General features: G+C 63.8%; 12 protein-coding genes. 8 read left to right on the top strand and 4 right to left on the bottom strand.

Annotated features, from left to right (window positions below):
* Window position 1: 1 nt before the first annotated feature.
* Complete coding sequence (cysN, locus tag IG197_RS07300) at window positions 2–1,939, top strand: sulfate adenylyltransferase subunit CysN (protein WP_154385970.1); 1,938 nt, start codon at window positions 2–4, stop codon at window positions 1,937–1,939.
* A complete protein-coding gene (gene cysQ / locus IG197_RS07295) occupies window positions 1,890–2,741 on the top strand; it encodes a 3'(2'),5'-bisphosphate nucleotidase CysQ (protein ID WP_154385969.1) in 852 nt (283 codons plus the stop codon). Before cysN ends, cysQ begins: the two co-directional genes overlap by 50 nt.
* Before the next feature lie 14 nt (window positions 2,742–2,755).
* On the opposite strand, the gene IG197_RS07290 is transcribed toward cysQ, so the two are convergent.
* The 4 genes from IG197_RS07290 to IG197_RS07275 all read right to left on the bottom strand — a co-directional run bounded on the left by IG197_RS07290 (window position 2,756) and on the right by IG197_RS07275 (window position 6,739).
* The gene (locus IG197_RS07290; RefSeq protein ID WP_067964442.1) at window positions 2,756–3,898 is read right to left on the bottom strand and encodes a DegT/DnrJ/EryC1/StrS aminotransferase family protein; all 1,143 of its coding nucleotides are present in this window, start codon (window positions 3,896–3,898) and stop codon (window positions 2,756–2,758) included.
* Window positions 3,899–4,131: 233 nt separating this feature from the next.
* Window positions 4,132–5,055 (bottom strand): carbohydrate kinase, encoded by a 924-nt coding sequence (locus IG197_RS07285; RefSeq protein ID WP_192317973.1) that lies wholly within the window; start codon window positions 5,053–5,055, stop codon window positions 4,132–4,134.
* Entirely contained in the window at window positions 5,052–5,498 is a 447-nt protein-coding gene (locus IG197_RS07280; protein ID WP_192317971.1) for an RbsD/FucU family protein, read from the bottom strand. The genes IG197_RS07285 and IG197_RS07280 overlap by 4 nt, the downstream gene beginning before the upstream one ends.
* A gap of 2 nt (window positions 5,499–5,500) precedes the next feature.
* A complete protein-coding gene (locus IG197_RS07275; RefSeq protein WP_192317969.1) occupies window positions 5,501–6,739 on the bottom strand; it encodes an ROK family transcriptional regulator in 1,239 nt (412 codons plus the stop codon).
* Between the two features lie 283 nt (window positions 6,740–7,022).
* Here IG197_RS07275 and IG197_RS07270 point away from each other — a divergent pair, with 283 nt between their 5' ends.
* The 6 genes from IG197_RS07270 (at window position 7,023) to glgC (ending at window position 16,221) form a co-directional block, all read left to right on the top strand.
* Window positions 7,023–8,054, top strand: coding sequence for a sugar ABC transporter substrate-binding protein (locus tag IG197_RS07270; RefSeq protein ID WP_192317967.1), 1,032 nt, complete (start codon window positions 7,023–7,025; stop codon window positions 8,052–8,054).
* A gap of 103 nt (window positions 8,055–8,157) precedes the next feature.
* Window positions 8,158–9,240 carry an ABC transporter permease gene (locus IG197_RS07265; RefSeq protein WP_192317965.1) on the top strand — a complete coding sequence of 361 codons (1,083 nt, stop codon included), beginning with the start codon at window positions 8,158–8,160 and terminating at the stop codon, window positions 9,238–9,240.
* Window positions 9,240–10,022, top strand: a complete 783-nt coding sequence (locus IG197_RS07260) for an ATP-binding cassette domain-containing protein (protein ID WP_192317963.1) — start codon at window positions 9,240–9,242, stop codon at window positions 10,020–10,022. Before IG197_RS07265 ends, IG197_RS07260 begins: the two co-directional genes overlap by 1 nt.
* Window positions 10,023–10,204: 182 nt before the next feature.
* Window positions 10,205–12,673: a glycogen/starch/alpha-glucan phosphorylase gene (locus IG197_RS07255; protein ID WP_192317962.1), complete on the top strand. Its 2,469-nt coding sequence runs from the start codon at window positions 10,205–10,207 to the stop codon at window positions 12,671–12,673.
* 54 nt (window positions 12,674–12,727) lie between these two features.
* The gene (gene glgB / locus IG197_RS07250; RefSeq protein ID WP_192317960.1) at window positions 12,728–14,944 is read left to right on the top strand and encodes a 1,4-alpha-glucan branching protein GlgB; all 2,217 of its coding nucleotides are present in this window, start codon (window positions 12,728–12,730) and stop codon (window positions 14,942–14,944) included.
* Window positions 14,945–14,958: 14 nt separating this feature from the next.
* Window positions 14,959–16,221 (top strand): glucose-1-phosphate adenylyltransferase, encoded by a 1,263-nt coding sequence (glgC, locus tag IG197_RS07245; protein ID WP_192317958.1) that lies wholly within the window; start codon window positions 14,959–14,961, stop codon window positions 16,219–16,221.
* Window positions 16,222–16,223 lie beyond the last annotated feature (2 nt).

Below are 16,223 nucleotides of genomic sequence, written 5' to 3'. Positions count from 1 at the left end.
AATGCGCCACGCCATGGCCACCAAGATCGAGGCCGCCGAGAGCGTCCGCGAATATCTCGCCGGCCAGGAGCAGAAGTCGCTCCTGCGCTTCCTGACCTGCGGCTCGGTCGATGACGGCAAGTCGACGCTGATCGGCCGGCTTCTCTCCGACACCAAGCAGATCTTCGAAGACCAGCTCGCAGCCCTCGAGCGCGATTCGCGCAAGCACGGCACGACCGGCGAGGACGTCGATTTCGCATTGCTGGTCGACGGGCTGGAAGCCGAGCGCGAGCAGGGCATCACCATCGATGTCGCCTACCGTTTCTTCGCCACGCCGAAGCGCAAGTTCATCGTCGCCGACACGCCCGGCCATGAGCAGTACACCCGCAACATGGCAACCGGCGCCTCGACCGCCGACCTCGCCATCGTTCTCGTCGACGCGCGCCAGGGTGTGCTGCGCCAGACGCGCCGGCATTCGATCATCGCCTCGCTGCTCGGCATCAGGAACATCGTCGTCGCGATCAACAAGATCGACCTCGTCGGCTTCGACCAGGGCGTGTTCGACCGCATCACTGCAGAATATGCCAGCTTCGCCGAAAGCCTCGGCTTCAGGTCTATCGTGCCGATCCCGATGTCGGCGCGCTTCGGCGACAATGTCACGCGGCGCTCGGACAAGATGGGCTGGTATTCCGGCCCGACCCTGATCGAGCATCTCGAGACGGTTGTCGTCGAGGAAGAGGCGACCGACCGGCCGTTCCGCTTCCCGGTGCAATATGTCAACCGGCCCAATCTCGATTTCCGCGGCTTTGCCGGCACGATCGCCTCCGGATCGATCTCGCAGGGCGACGAAATCGTCGTCGCCAAGTCAGGCAAGCCGTCGACGGTCAAGCGCATCGTCGCCCATGGCGGCGACCTGCGCAGCGCCGTTGCTGGCCAGGCCATCACCCTCGTGCTCGAAGACGAGGTCGAGGTGTCGCGCGGCAACCTTTTGGTTTCGCCTGATGCCCGGCCCGATGTCGCCGACCAGTTCGCCGCCAATGTCGTCTGGTTCGACGAGCAGGCGCTGCTGCCGGGGCGCTCCTACATCCTGCGCACCGAGACCGACCAGGCAAGCGCCACCGTCACCGAGCTGAAGTACCGCATCAACGTCAACGACTTCGCCCATGAGGCGGCCAAGTCGCTGGAGATGAACGAAGTCGGCGTCTGCAACATCTCGACCCAGTCGCCTATCGCCTTCGACAGTTTTGCCGAAAACCGCACCACCGGCGCCTTCATCCTGATCGACCGGATCAGCAACGCCACCGTCGGCGCCGGCATGATCCTGCATCCGCTGCGGCGTTCTGAAAACATCCACTGGCAGTCGCTCGACGTGACCCGCCATGCCCGCGCCGACCTCAAGAACCAGCGCCCGGCGGTGCTGTGGTTCACCGGCCTGTCTGGTTCGGGCAAGTCGACAGTCGCCAACATGCTGGAAAAGAAGCTGCACGCGGCCGGCCGCCACACCTACATCCTCGACGGCGACAATGTCCGCCATGGCCTCAACCGCGATCTCGGCTTCACCGACGAGGATCGTGTCGAGAACATCCGCCGCGTCGCCGAAGTCGCCAAGTTGATGGCCGATGCCGGCCTGATCGTCATCGTCTCCTTCATCTCGCCGTTCCGCGCCGAGCGCCGCATGGCGCGCGAATTGATGGGGCAGGGCGAGTTCGTCGAGGTCTTTGTCGACACGCCGTTCGAGGAGTGCGCCAAGCGCGACCCCAAGGGGCTGTATGCCCGTGCGCTCGCCGGCGCGATAAAGAACTTCACCGGTGTCGATTCGCCCTATGAAACGCCGGAGAATCCTGAGATTCATCTCCAGACACTCGGCAAGACCCCTGAAGAGATGGTCGAGACCGTCGAGCACTGGCTGAATGAGCGAGACCTTGCAGAGCATCAATACGACGACGGCGGCGGTATCTGACGAAGCCATACTGGAGACCTTCGAACGCCTGGCCATCGCGGCCGGGCGAGCGATCATGGAGGTCTACAATTCCGAGATCACGGTGACGGACAAGGCGGATGCCTCGCCCGTCACGCAGGCCGACAGGGCTGCTGAAAAGATCATCCTCGAAGGATTGCGCGCGGCCTTTTCAGGTGTGCCATGTGTCGCCGAGGAAGAGACGTCGGAGGGTGTAATTGCGCCCGATCTCGGCCGCGCCTTCTTCGTCATCGACCCGCTCGACGGCACCAAGGAATTCGTCAAGCGGCGCACCGACTTCACCGTCAATATCGCGCTTGTCCGCGACGGCGCGCCCGAAATCGGCGTCGTCTATGCACCTTGCACCGGCCGGTTTTTTGCCGGCCGCCCTGGCAAGGCCGAAGCCTTCGAGATCGTCGACGGCGTGGCCGCCGGCCGCCGCCAGATTCATGTGCGCGAAGGCCGTGAGCCGCTGACCATCGTCGCCAGCCGGTCGCACCTGACACCCGAGACCGAAACCTTCATCAAGCGCGTGCATGCCGCCGAGATCGTCTCGGTCGGCTCGTCGCTGAAGTTCTGCCTGCTGGCATCTGGTGAGGCCGACCTCTATCCGCGCTTCGGCCGGACAATGGAATGGGATACGGCGGCGGGCGATGCGGTGTTGCGCGCCGCCGGCGGCACCACCCATACGCTGGACGGCGCGCCGCTGGTCTATGGCAAGCGCAACCAGGCCAATGATGCGGATTTCGCCAATCCGCATTTCGTCTCGAGCGGCCGGATCATCGACCCGGCCTTCATGTTCTGATCTGAAATTACCGCTTATTCGGCCGCGATCTTGGCCGAGTTGGAGCCGACATAGTTGCGGATCGTGGTGATGATCCGGTCCTGGTCGGCTTCGCTGAGGTAAGGATGCATCGGCAGGCACAGGATGGTGCCCGGCACGGCATCGGATACCGGCAGGCCGCCCGGCGTGCGCGGGTAGTGGCTGTAGGCCACCTGCACATGCAGCGGCTTCACGTAATAGATGACCGACGGAATGCCCTCGGCCTGCAGGTGCTGCTTCAGGCCGTCTCGGTCCGCAGTCTCGATGGCGTATTGGGCCCAGGCCGAACGGCCGCCGGAAGGTGCGCGCGAGGCTTTCACCACATCGCCGAGGCCGTCGGCATAACGCTGGGCGACGCGCGCACGCGCCTCCATCTCGTCTTCCAGGATCGCCAGCTTCTCGATCAGGATCGCTGCCTGCAGCGTGTCGAGGCGCGAGTTCAGGCCGACATGGATGTTGTCGTACTGGGTCTCGCCCTTGCCGTGGAAGGCGAAGGAACGCAGCTTGGCTGCGAACGCGTCGTCATTGGTGAACATCGCACCGCCGTCGCCATAGCAGCCGAGCGGCTTGGCCGGATAGAAGCTGGTGGCGGCGACATGGCCGTAGGCGCCGCACATCTTGCCGTCCTGCGAGCCGCCGATCGACTGGGCGGCGTCCTCGATGACCAGCAGGTTCTCGCGCTTGGCAATCGCATCGATGGCCGCATAGTCGGCGGCGATGCCGAACAGGTCGACCGGGATGATCGCCTTGGGCTTCAGGCGGCCTTCGGCCTTGATCATGGCGATCGCGGCTTCGAGGCTCTCGATGGATATGTTGTAAGTGTCCGGCTCGATGTCGACGAAGACAGGCTCGGCCTTGGCAAGCGCCACAACTTCGGCGGTGGCCGCGAAGGTGAAGCTCGGCACGAACACCGCATCACCTGGGCCGATGCCGGAGGCGAGCAGAGGCAGCAGCAGCGCGTCGGTGCCGTTGGCGCAGGCGACCACATGCTTGACGCCGACATATTCGGCGAGCTGGTTCTCGAATTCGGTGACTTCCGGTCCGAGGATGTAGCGTCCTTCATCGACAACCTTGTCGATGGCCGCCTTCAGACGGTCGCGGATTCGTTCGCGCTGCGCGCCGAGATCGATGAACTGCATTATTGCCCCAAAACCCAATCGTTTCTTCGCGCCGCTGATAGCAGAGTTGGGGTGCCCGAAAAAGCCGAGCGCCCTGCGGCATGCAGGGCGCGGCTGCGGTTCCTGTTACTTTCGGTTGCAGCGATTTCGCGTCGAAAATGGCGGAAAACAGGGATTTTCAGGCAGATGCGTTTAAGCCGGCTTGCCGATGCGAAACATAAAGTGATCGCTGAAATCGCCTGTAAACGCCCGATTCAGGCCAGTTCACGCCGCCATGGCGGGTTTGCGCCTGCCCTGGATACGGTTACCGCCGCGGCCCGCGCGCCGAGCGAAAGTGCCGCTTCGATGGCTGATTCCGACAGGTCCGCAACAGCGTCCTTGGTCAGCATCTTCTGTTCGTGCAGCGAGGCGAGAACGCCGGCATTGAAGGTGTCGCCGGCGCCGACTGTGTCGACCACCGTTACCTTTTCCGGCGTCACCGAGACGGTATGGCGGGCGCTGTAGGCGGTTGCGCCCTTGCTGCCCCTGGTGACGATCACCAGCTTCGGGCCCTGGCCCAGCCAGTGCGCCGCGATCTCGTCATGGCTGCCGGTCTCGCCGAACCAGGCCAGGTCCTCGTCCGAAAGCTTGACGATGTCGGCCATGACAAGCATGCGGCGCATGCGTCCAAGATGCGCCTGCTTGTCCTGGATGAAACCCGGCCGGATGTTGGGGTCGAACATCATGACGCGGCGCTGGTGCTCGCGCTTCATCAGCGCCTCGTAGGCGGAACCGCATGGCTCGGGAATGAGGCTGATCGCGCCGAACAGCATGGCATCGATGTCGTCGCCAAGGCTCGGCAGATCGGCCTCGGTCAGCATGCGGCCGGCGGTGTTTTCGTCATAGAAGGTGTAGGTGGCGTGGCCGTTGTCGAGCCGGACGAAGGCCAGCGTCGTCGGCCGTCCCGACAGATTGGCGTGGCGCGAGCCGACATTGCTCGCTGCGAGCACGTCGCGGATCTGCTGGCCGAACAGGTCTGATGACAGGCCGGAGAAGAATTCGGTCGGCACGCCGAGGCGCCCGAGCGCGATCGCCGAATTGAAGATCGCACCGCCGGCATAAGGCGCAAAGGCGGGTTCGCCGTCGGGACTTTGCCGTGGCAGCATGTCGATGAGCGCTTCGCCGCAGCACAGGATCATGATTTGCCGGTTCCCTTGGGATAGATGACGCCCTTGCGGACGATGACATTGGCGTAGAGCCTTGGCTCGCTGGTGGCAATGATGGTGTGGGCCGCCTTGACCCTGTCGTAGAAGGCATCACCGGCGAGCGGCACGACGGCGAAGCCGGGGGCGCGATGGGCACAGACCTCTGCGATTTCGCCATGCACGGGGTCGGACACGTCAGGGTCGCCCTTGACCGAGGAGCGGAAGATCGCCTGCGGCACGAAATCGTCGACCGGCAGCACCTGCAGCACGGCGTCGAGCACCGGAATCAGGTCCAGCCCGTCGGCGCGGACGACGCGGCGACCATGCTCGAGCGCGGGATAGTTGCCGTCGACGATGGCGATCTCGTCGCCATGGCCCATCGCGCGCAAGGTGAAGAGCAGTTCGGGTCCGAGCAGGGCGGGAATGTTGATGAGCACGATCAGACCCCTCGCGACGGTGCGGTCGAGCCGATGAGGAAGCGCTCTGACAGCGGCAGGCTGGCGCCGCCCATGGCGCGCGCATGGATGCCGACGGTGCCCTCGCGGACGGACGGGATACGCAAGCCCTCGACGTCGATCCTGCCGATCGCCGACTGCACTGCCTGCGCCAGGCGGGCGCGGATCGACGCCGGCATCCAGCCGTCGATGACGGCACATTCGAAATCGATGACCGAGGCCGACGCCACTATGGCATAGGCAAGCGCCTCCGAGGCGGTCGTAATCCAGTTGTCGAGGTCGGGGCCCATGTCGGGCCCGAGATCTTGCCATTCCTCGGGCGATGTCCAGAGGTAGGCCGCTTCGATACCCCTGGCGTTCAGTGCCTTTTCGAGCACGGCGATGGAGGCGACGTCGATGAGTTGGGTTGGCCTGCCGCCGGGGCCCGGCACCGGCATCGAGCCGAGCGCGCCGGCATTGCCCGTCGGCCCGCTGTAGAGCCTGCCGTTCAGCACCACGCCGCCGCCGGCGAAGGCGCCGATGTAGAAATAGACGAAGTCGCGCAGCGCGCCGATGTCACCGAACACCAGTTCGGCGCCGCAGGCGGAGGTGGCATCGTTCTGGAGATAGACGGGGAAGGAAAACAGTGCCTGCAGGTCGGCGCGGATGTCGCGGTTGCGCCAGGCATCCATGATTTCTCGCGGAGCACCCGCCGTGTCGACCCAGTTCCAGAGCTCGAACGGCATGGCCACGCCGAGGCCGGCGATGCGCTTGTCCTGCTCGCGCGTCAGGCCGGCACGCATCTGGGCGATGCCTGATTTCACGAATTCGATGGTGTCCTGGGGCGTCGGGTAGCCATAGGAATTCTGCAGCATCGCCCGCGTTCGGCCGAGAAAATCGATCAGCACGAGTTCGGCGCTGCGGCGACCGATCTTGAGGCCGATGAAGAAGGCGCCTTCCGGGTTGAGCGCCATCGGAATGGAGGGCTGGCCGATCTTGCCGCGGATCGGCTCCTGGCGCAGCAGAAGCCCTTCGACCTCCAGTTCGCGCATGATGACGGAGACGGTCTGCGCCGACAGGCCGGTCATGCGGGCGATGTCGGATTTGGCCAGCGCGCCGCTCTGCCTGACCAGTGACAGCACCAGCCGCTCGTTCTGGTCGCGCATGCCGCTCTGGTTGGTGCCGCGCAATTGCGGGGTCTCCGCAGCATCGGGCGAACCGTGCCTCAAACTCCCGGCCTCCACCGGCTTCCTCCCATACTTCGCGGTCTTCTCAGAAGATCCGCCCGCGGTCTTCTCCAGAGATCCGCTCAGCGGTTTTCCTGAAAAATCCGCAATTCTCTTTTGCGGCAGAATGCGGGCCGACCGCAATCCTGTCAATAATAAATAAGAGTGATTTAATTATTGACAGGCGATCCTGATTGGTGTTTCGTCAGCGCCGGATACTCGACTGGGAAGAGTGAACGAGCATCCGGAGCACGGCCCGATGATGGGCGTGCATGGTTTGGTTCTGGGAGGAGTGCCCCTTATGAAATTTTCAATTCTGAAGACGACTGTCTTTGGTGCGGCCGTAGCCGCGCTCGCCGCTGTCGCAGCCCCTGCATCGGCTGCCGATGTCGGCGCATGCCTGATCACGAAGACCGACACCAATCCCTTCTTCGTCAAGATGAAGGAAGGCGCGACTGCCAAGGCGGCGGAGCTCGGTGTCACGCTGAAGAGCTATGCCGGCAAGATTGACGGCGACTCGGAAAGCCAGGTCGCGGCGATCGAGACCTGCATCGCCGACGGCGCCAAGGGCATCCTGATCACGGCTTCCGACACCAAGGGCATCGTGCCGGCGGTCAAGAAGGCGCGCGACGCCGGCATCCTGGTCATAGCCCTCGACACCCCGCTTGAGCCGGCCGATTCGGCCGACGCCACCTTCGCCACCGACAATTTGCTTGCCGGCAAGTTGATCGGCCAGTGGGCTGCCGCGACCCTCGGCGACAAGGCCAAGGACGCCAAGATTGCCTTCCTCGACCTGACCCCGTCACAGCCGACGGTCGACGTGCTGCGCGACCAGGGCTTCATGATGGGCTTCGGCATCGACGTGAAGGACGCCAACAAGATCGGCGACGAAGACGATGCCCGCATCGTCGGCCATGACGTCACCAACGGCAATGAAGAAGGCGGCCGCAAGGCGATGGAGAACCTGCTCCAGAAGGATCCGGGCATCACCGTCGTCCACACCATCAACGAGCCTGCCGCCGCCGGCGCCTATGAAGCACTCAAGGCCGTGGGAATGGAGAAGAACGTGCTGATCGTCTCCGTCGACGGCGGCTGCCCGGGCGTCAAGAACGTCCAGGATGGCGTCATCGGTGCGACCTCGCAGCAGTATCCTCTGATGATGGCCGCTCTCGGCATCGAGGCGATCAAGAAGTTCGCCGACAGCGGCGAGAAGCCCAAGCCGACCGAAGGCAAGGACTTCTTCGACACCGGCGTTTCGCTGGTGACCGACAAGCCGGCCACCGGCGTGGAATCGATCGACGTGAAGACCGGCCTGGAAAAGTGCTGGGGTTGATCTGACCGCCTGACGGCGAGACACTTCCTTGCAGACGAAGGGCGACCCCTTGGTCGCCCTTCCTACAAGGGGGATATGAAATCCCTGATGGGAGGAAATCGACATGAGTGACGCTTCGGCAGATGCCAGGCGGCCGCAGGAGTTCGAGAAGGTTCTCTCGGGCAGCGACACGTCAGTGGCCAGCTTCGATACGCATACACGGTCGCCGATCGAGAAGATCCAGCATTTCCTGCATTCCAATCCCGCGGCGGTGCCGCTGATCGTGCTGGTTGCCTCGGTGGCGCTGTTCGGCCTGATCATCGGCGGCAAGTTCTTCTCCGCCTTCTCGATGACGCTGATCCTGCAGCAGGTGGCGATCACCGGCATCATCGGCGCCGCCCAGACGCTGGTCATCCTGACCGCCGGCATCGACCTGTCCGTCGGCGCTATCATGGTGCTGTCGTCTGTGGTCATGGGGCAGTTCACGTTCCGATACGGCCTGCCGCCGTCGCTGGCGATCCTGTGCGGGTTCGCCGTCGGCGCATTGTGCGGCTGGATCAATGGCGTGCTGGTCTCCTACATGAAGCTGCCGCCCTTCATCGTCACGCTCGGCACCTGGCAGATCGTGCTGGCAACGAATTTCCTTTATTCGGCCAACGAGACGATCCGCGCCCAGGACATCGAGGCCCAGGCTCCGATCCTCCAGTTCTTCGGGGCCAATTTTCGGCTCGGTAATGCGGTGTTCACCTATGGCGTCGTCGCCATGGTGCTGCTGGTGGCGGTCCTGTGGTACATTTTGAACCACACCGCCTGGGGCCGGCATGTCTACGCCATCGGTGACGATCCCGAGGCGGCCCAGCTTTCCGGCGTGCGCGTCAACAGGGTGCTGATCTCGGTCTATGTCATTTCCGGCCTGATCTGCGCCCTCGGCGGCTGGATGCTCATCGGCCGCATCGGCTCGGTGTCGCCGACGGCAGGCCAGTTCGCCAACATCGAATCCATCACCGCGGTGGTGATCGGCGGCATCTCGCTGTTCGGCGGGCGTGGCTCGATCCTGGGTATGCTGTTCGGCGCGCTGATCGTCGGCGTTTTCCAGCTTGGCCTCCGCCTCATCGGCACCGATCCGCAGTGGACATATCTGCTGATCGGCACCCTCATCATCATCGCGGTCGCAATCGACCAGTGGATCAGAAAGGTTGCAGGCTGATGGCTACCGAACCCCTTCTCACCGCGCGCGGTCTGGTCAAGCGCTATGGCCGCGTCACCGCCCTCGATCAGGCCGATTTCGACCTCTATCCCGGCGAAATCCTGGCTGTGATCGGCGACAACGGCGCCGGCAAGTCTTCGCTCATCAAGGCGATTTCGGGAGCCATCACCCCTGACGAAGGCGAAATCCGCCTCGAAGGCAAGGTGGTGAACTTCAAGGCGCCGATGGAGGCGCGCGACGCCGGCATCGAGACTGTCTACCAGAACCTCGCTCTTTCGCCGGCGCTGTCGATCGCCGACAACATGTTCCTCGGCCGTGAAATCCGGAAGCCCGGCATCATGGGCAACTGGTTCCGTATGCTCGACCGGGGCGCAATGGAAAAGCGGGCGCGCGAAAAGCTGACCGAACTTGGCCTGATGACCATCCAGAACATCAGCCAGGCTGTCGAAACGCTGTCCGGCGGCCAGCGTCAGGGCGTGGCGGTGGCACGCGCGGCTGCCTTCGGCTCCAAGGTGGTGATCATGGACGAGCCGACGGCGGCCCTCGGCGTCAAGGAAAGCCGGCGCGTGCTCGAACTGATCCTCGACGTCAAGCGGCGCGGCCTGCCGATCGTGCTGATCTCGCACAACATGCCGCATGTCTTCGAGGTCGCCGACCGCATCCATATCCACCGCCTCGGCCGCCGGCTGACGGTCATCGATCCGAAGGAATACTCGATGTCCGATGCGGTGGCCTTCATGACCGGCGCCAAGGCGCCGCCGGAAGCGGCCATCGCTGCCTGACCGGCCGGCCTAAACCTGGGGGTCTCCGCTCGCGAGATCCCCCTGTCTCCGCGTCGCGAGATATTGACGCGGAGATTTAAATCGATTGAGATCGCATTCGGAATGGCTAACATGCGTGTGGGAGGACAGGTGTCGGCAAGGGAGGCAGAAGAACGGTGGCCGAACAACATGCGAGAGGCGAGATGACCCGCGCAGTGACCCCCAAAATCCCCGAACCGCCGCTTGGCGATACCAGCCCCGAGGCCCTGGCTGCCGAAATCCTCAGCGCGCTGAAGTACCGGCTCGGCAAGGACGCCACGGTTGCGACCGACTATGACTGGCTGACCGCCTCGATCAAGGTCGTGCGCGACCGCATCGTCGACGAGTGGATCTCCTCGACCAAGGAGGCCTATGACCAGAGCGCCAAGCGGGTTTATTACCTCTCGCTGGAGTTTTTGATCGGTCGCCTGATGCGCGACGCTTTCTCCAATCTCGGCCTGATGGATGCGATGCGCCAGGCGCTGGCCTCGCTCGGCGTCGAGTTCGACGTCATCGCCAGGCTCGAGCCCGACGCGGCACTCGGCAATGGCGGTCTCGGCCGGCTCGCCGCCTGTTTCATGGAAAGCATGGCGACCGTCGACATTCCGGCCCATGGCTACGGCATTCGTTACGCCAACGGCATGTTCCGCCAGGAAATCCATGACGGCTGGCAGGTCGAACTGCCCGAGACCTGGCTGGAACACGGCAATCCCTGGGAATTCGAGCGCCGCGAACGTGCCTTCGAGGTCGGCTTCGGCGGCTCGGTCGAGTCGATCACCGCACCCGACGGACGGCTCGAACGCCACGTCTGGAAACCGACCGACCGCGTGCTGGCGGTTGCCTACGACACCCCCGTGGTGGGTTGGCGCGGCGCCCGCGTCAACACGCTCAGGCTGTGGTCTGGCATGCCGCTCGATCCGATCCTGCTCGACAGGTTCAATGCCGGCGACCACATCGGCGCGCTGGCCGAAAGCAACAAGGCCGACGCGCTGTCGCGCGTGCTCTATCCCGCCGACTCGCACAAGGAGGGGCAGGAGCTCAGGCTGCGTCAGGAGTATTTCTTCTCGACGGCCTCGCTGCAGGACATCCTGCAGCGCCACATCAGCAAATATGGCGACCTCATCTCCTTGCCCGACAAGGCGGCGATCCACCTCAATGACACCCATCCCGCCGTCGCCGTGCCCGAGCTGATGCGCCTGCTGATGGATGTCCATGGCATGGATTTCGACATCTCCTGGGACATCACCAGGCGGACCTTTGCCTACACCAACCATACGCTTTTGCCGGAAGCGCTCGAAAGCTGGCCGGTGCCGCTGTTCGAGCGGCTTCTGCCGCGCCACATGCAGATCGTCTACGCCATCAATGCCGAGGTTCTGCTCGAAGCCAGGGCGACCGGCCGCTTCAATGGCGAGCAGATCAGTCGTATCTCGCTGATCCAGGAGAATGGCGAGCGCCGCGTCCGCATGGGCAATCTCGCCTTCGCAGGTTCGCACAGCGTCAACGGCGTCTCGGCGCTGCACACCGAGCTGATGAAGGAAACGGTGTTTGCCGACCTGCACAGCCTCTATCCCGACCGCATCAACAACAAGACCAACGGCATCACGCCGCGGCGCTGGCTGATCCAGTGCAATCCCGGCTTGACCGGCCTGGCGCGCGAAGCCATCGGCGACCGCTTCCTTGACGACATCGAGGCGATCCGCGAGCTCGACGGCTTTGCCGGAGATGCCGCGTTCCGCGACAAGTTCGCCGCCGTCAAGCGCGCCAACAAGGTGCGGCTGTCGAACCTCGTCGCCGAGCGGCTGGGCATCAAGGTCGATCCGTCGGCGCTGTTCGACATCCAGATCAAGCGCATCCACGAGTACAAGCGCCAGCTGCTGAATATCATCGAGGCGGTGGCGCTCTACGACCAGATCCGCTCGCATCCCGAGCGCGAATGGATGCCGCGGGTGAAGTTCTTCGGCGGCAAGGCAGCACCCAGCTACCACAACGCCAAGCTGATCATCAAACTGGCCAATGACGTCGCCAGGGTGATCAACAGCGATCCATCGGTGCGCGGGCTGCTCAAGGTCGTCTTCGTGCCGAACTACAATGTCAGCGTCGCCGAGATCCTGATGCCGGCGGCCGACCTGTCGGAGCAGATCTCGACGGCGGGCATGGAGGCGTCGGGCACCGGCAACATGAAGTTCGCGCTCAACGGCGCGCTCACCATCGGCACGCTCGACGGCGCCAATGTCGAGATCAAGGAGCATGTCGGCGACGACAACATCTTCATCTTCGGCCTGACCACCGAGGAGGTTGCCCAGCGCCGCAACAGCGCCTACCAGCCGGCGGCGGTGATCGACGGTTCGCCTGAACTCAAGCAGGCGGTCGCTGCGATTTCCTCAGGCGTGTTCTCGCCCGACGACCCCGCGCGCTACCGCGAGCTGATGGACGGGCTCTACCAGCACGACTGGTTCATGGTCGCCGCCGACTTCGATTCTTATGCCGCTGCCCAGCGCCAGGTCGACACTGTCTGGCGCGACAGCCCGGACTGGTACGCGCGCGCCATTCGCAATGTCGCGCGTGTCGGCTGGTTCTCTTCGGACCGGACAATCCGTCAATATGCCAAAGAAATCTGGAACGTACCGGCCTGATGTGATTGCATGAACTGACCTCGCCGAAGAAACCCTGGGAGGGGACACCAAGACATGCTGAAGCCCGGCGCGGCCGCCGAAACGAAACCGGAGCTCGACAGAGCCACGGACGGCGATATCGAGGCGATCGTGAACGGCACCCATGGCGACCCGTTCGCGGTGCTCGGGCTCCAGCAGTCGGGCAAGGGCTTTCTTGCCCGTTGTTTCATCCCGCATGCCGAGACCGTCACCGCCCACACGATTGAAGGCAAGGCGTGCGGCGATCTTGCCCGCCGCAACGATGCCGGTTTCTTCGAAGGCAAGCTGTCGATCCGCAAGCGCCAGCCGCTGCGTTATCTGGCAAAAAATGCCGGCGGCGACTGGTGGGTGACCGATGCCTACAGCTTCGGCCCGGTGCTCGGTCCGATGGACGACTACTTCATCTCTGAAGGCTCGCATCTCCGCCTGTTCGACAAGCTCGGCGCGCATCTGATTACGCATGAAGGCGCTGACGGCGTGCATTTCGCCGTCTGGGCGCCCAACGCGCACCGGGTTTCGGTGGTCGGCGACTTCAACGACTGGGACGGCCGCAGGCATCCGATGCGCCTGCGCCAGGACACCGGCATCTGGGAGATCTTCGTGCCCGACATCGGTCCGGGCCGGCCCTACAAGTTCGAGCTGATCGGGGCGCGCGGCGTGCGCCTGCCGCTCAAGGCCGATCCCTACGCCATCCGTTCGGAGCTGCGCCCGGCGACCGCATCGGTGACCGACATGCCGCCCGCGCATGAATGGGGCGATGCCGCGCACCGGGCCCACTGGAAAGCGGCTGACCATCGGCGCGAGCCGATCAGCATCTATGAGGTCCATGCCGGCTCATGGCAGCGCCGCGACGACGGCAGCTTCCTGTCGTGGGACGAGATGGCCGACCGGCTGATCCCCTATGCCGTCGACACCGGCTTCACCCATATCGAGTTCCTGCCGATCTCGGAACATCCCTACGACCCGTCCTGGGGCTACCAGACGACGGGGCTTTATGCGCCGTCCGCCCGCTTCGGTGAACCCGAAGGTTTTGCCCGCTTCGTCGACGGCGCCCATCGTGCCGGCATCGGCGTCATCCTCGACTGGGTGCCGGCGCATTTCCCCGTCGACGAACACGGACTGGCGCATTTCGATGGCACAGCACTCTACGAGCATGCCGACCCGCGCCAGGGCTTCCATCCCGACTGGAACACCGCGATCTACAATTTCGGCCGGCGCGAAGTGGTGTCGTTCCTGGTCAACAACGCCCTGTTCTGGGCAGAGAAATACCATGTCGACGGGCTGCGCGTGGATGCGGTCGCCTCGATGCTCTATCTCGACTACTCGCGCAAGGAAGGCGAGTGGATCCCCAACGAGTTCGGTGGCCGCGAGAACCTGGAGTCGGTGCGTTTCCTGCAGAAGATGAATGCGGCTGTCTATGGCGCCCATCCCGGTGTGATGACCATCGCCGAGGAATCGACCTCCTGGCCCAAGGTGTCGCAGCCGGTGCATGAAGGCGGGCTCGGCTTCGGCTTCAAATGGAACATGGGCTTCATGCATGACACGCTGGAGTACCTTGCCAAGGAGCCGGTGCATCGCAAGCATCATCACAACGAGATCACCTTCGGGCTGCTCTACGCCTTCAGCGAGAATTTCGTCCTGCCGCTGTCGCATGACGAGGTCGTGCATGGCAAAGGCACGCTGCTCGCCAAGATGGCCGGCGACGACTGGCAGAAGTTCGCGACTTTGCGCGCCTACTATGCCTTCATGTGGGGTTATCCCGGCAAGAAGCTCCTGTTCATGGGCCAGGAGTTTGCCCAGCGCGCGGAATGGAGCGAGGCAAGGGCGCTCGACTGGAACCTGCTCGACTTCGCCCCGCATCGTGGTGTCTGGCAGCTGGTGCGTGATCTCAACCAGCTCTACCGCTCGCGCCCGGCGCTGCATGCCCGCGACTGCGAGCCCGAAGGCTTCGAGTGGCTGATCGTCGACGATGCCGCGAATTCCGTCTTCGCCTGGCTGCGCAAGGCGCCTGGCGCTGCACCCATCGCCGTCATCTCGAGCTTCACGCCGGTTCTGCGCGACGGCTATCGCGTGCCGCTGCCAAAGGCAGGCACATGGTGGGAAATCTTCAACTCCGACGCGCTGGACTATGGCGGGTCGGGCAAAGGCAACAGCGGCATGGTCACCGCGCACCCGACGGATGGAGGAGGGGCAGCGGCTGTGCTGCTTCTGCCGCCGCTGGCGACGATCATGCTCGAATTTGTGGCGGACTGAGCAGGGAGGATGGCATGGAACTGAAGAGAAACCAGCCGCTGGCGCGCGATGCCATGGCCTATGTGCTTGCCGGCGGGCGCGGCAGCCGGCTCAAGGAACTGACCGACCGGCGCGCCAAGCCCGCGGTCTATTTCGGCGGCAAGACCCGCATCATCGATTTTGCGCTGTCCAATGCGCTGAACTCGGGCATTCGCCGCCTCGGCGTTGCCACCCAGTACAAGGCGCATTCGCTGATCCGCCACCTGCAGCGTGGCTGGAACTTCCTCAGGCCGGAGCGCAACGAGAGTTTCGACATCCTGCCGGCAAGCCAGCGCGTCTCCGAAACGCAGTGGTATGAAGGCACAGCGGATGCGGTCTACCAGAACATCGACATCATCGAGGCTTACGGCCCCGAATACATGGTCATCCTCGCCGGCGACCACATCTACAAGATGGATTACGAGCTGATGCTGCGCCAGCACGTCGACGCCGGCGCCGACGTCACCGTCGGCTGCCTCGAGGTGCCGCGCATGGAGGCGACCGGCTTCGGCGTCATGCATGTCGACAAGAAGGACAACATTATTTCCTTCATCGAAAAGCCGGCCGATCCGCCCGGCATCCCCGACAAGCCGGACTATGCGCTGGCCTCGATGGGCATCTATGTCTTCAAGACCAAGTTCCTGATGGAGCAGTTGCGCCGCGACGCCAACGAACCGGAATCGAGCCGCGACTTTGGCAAGGACATCATTCCCTACATCGTCCAGCACGGCAAAGCCGTCGCCCATCGTTTCGCCAAGTCCTGCGTGCGCTCGAGCATGGAAGGCGAGGCCTACTGGCGCGACGTCGGCACCGTCGACGCCTATTGGGAAGCCAATATCGACCTCACCGACATCACGCCCGAACTCGACCTCTATGATCGCGACTGGCCGATCTGGACCTATTCGGAACTGACGCCGCCGGCCAAGTTCGTCCATGACGAGGACGGCCGGCGCGGGTCCGCCATATCGTCACTGGTCTCGGGCGACTGCATCGTCTCGGGCGCCTCGCTGAAGCGCAGCCTGATCTTCACCGGCGCGCGCATCAATTCCTATTCGACGCTCGAGGATGTGGTGATGCTGCCGGCCTGCTATGTCGGCCGCAATGCGCGGCTCAAACGGGTCGTCATCGATCATGGCGTCCAGATACCGGAGGGACTTGTCGTCGGTGAGGATCCGGTGCTCGACGCCAAGCGTTTCCGCGTCTCGGAAAAAGGCATCTGCCTGATCACCCAGGAGATGATCAACAGGCTGGAGTCGTAACC

Origin of the sequence: Aminobacter sp. SR38 (genome assembly GCF_014843375.1) — a bacterium.
Classification (GTDB): domain Bacteria; phylum Pseudomonadota; class Alphaproteobacteria; order Rhizobiales; family Rhizobiaceae; genus Aminobacter; species Aminobacter ciceronei.
This window is presented reverse-complemented; position numbering and strand designations above follow the sequence as displayed.

What these genes read in the sequence shown, in the direction of transcription:
- cysN (WP_154385970.1), top strand. Translation starts at nt 2, where the DNA reads ATGCGCCACGCCATGGCCACCAAGATCGAGGCCGCCGAGAGCGTCCGC.
- cysQ (WP_154385969.1), top strand. Translation starts at nt 1,890, where the DNA reads ATGAGCGAGACCTTGCAGAGCATCAATACGACGACGGCGGCGGTATCT.
- IG197_RS07290 (WP_067964442.1), bottom strand. Translation starts at nt 3,898, where the DNA reads ATGCAGTTCATCGATCTCGGCGCGCAGCGCGAACGAATCCGCGACCGT.
- IG197_RS07285 (WP_192317973.1), bottom strand. Translation starts at nt 5,055, where the DNA reads ATGATCCTGTGCTGCGGCGAAGCGCTCATCGACATGCTGCCACGGCAA.
- IG197_RS07270 (WP_192317967.1), top strand. Translation starts at nt 7,023, where the DNA reads ATGAAATTTTCAATTCTGAAGACGACTGTCTTTGGTGCGGCCGTAGCC.
- IG197_RS07265 (WP_192317965.1), top strand. Translation starts at nt 8,158, where the DNA reads ATGAGTGACGCTTCGGCAGATGCCAGGCGGCCGCAGGAGTTCGAGAAG.
- IG197_RS07260 (WP_192317963.1), top strand. Translation starts at nt 9,240, where the DNA reads ATGGCTACCGAACCCCTTCTCACCGCGCGCGGTCTGGTCAAGCGCTAT.
- IG197_RS07255 (WP_192317962.1), top strand. Translation starts at nt 10,205, where the DNA reads ATGACCCGCGCAGTGACCCCCAAAATCCCCGAACCGCCGCTTGGCGAT.
- glgB (WP_192317960.1), top strand. Translation starts at nt 12,728, where the DNA reads ATGCTGAAGCCCGGCGCGGCCGCCGAAACGAAACCGGAGCTCGACAGA.
- glgC (WP_192317958.1), top strand. Translation starts at nt 14,959, where the DNA reads ATGGAACTGAAGAGAAACCAGCCGCTGGCGCGCGATGCCATGGCCTAT.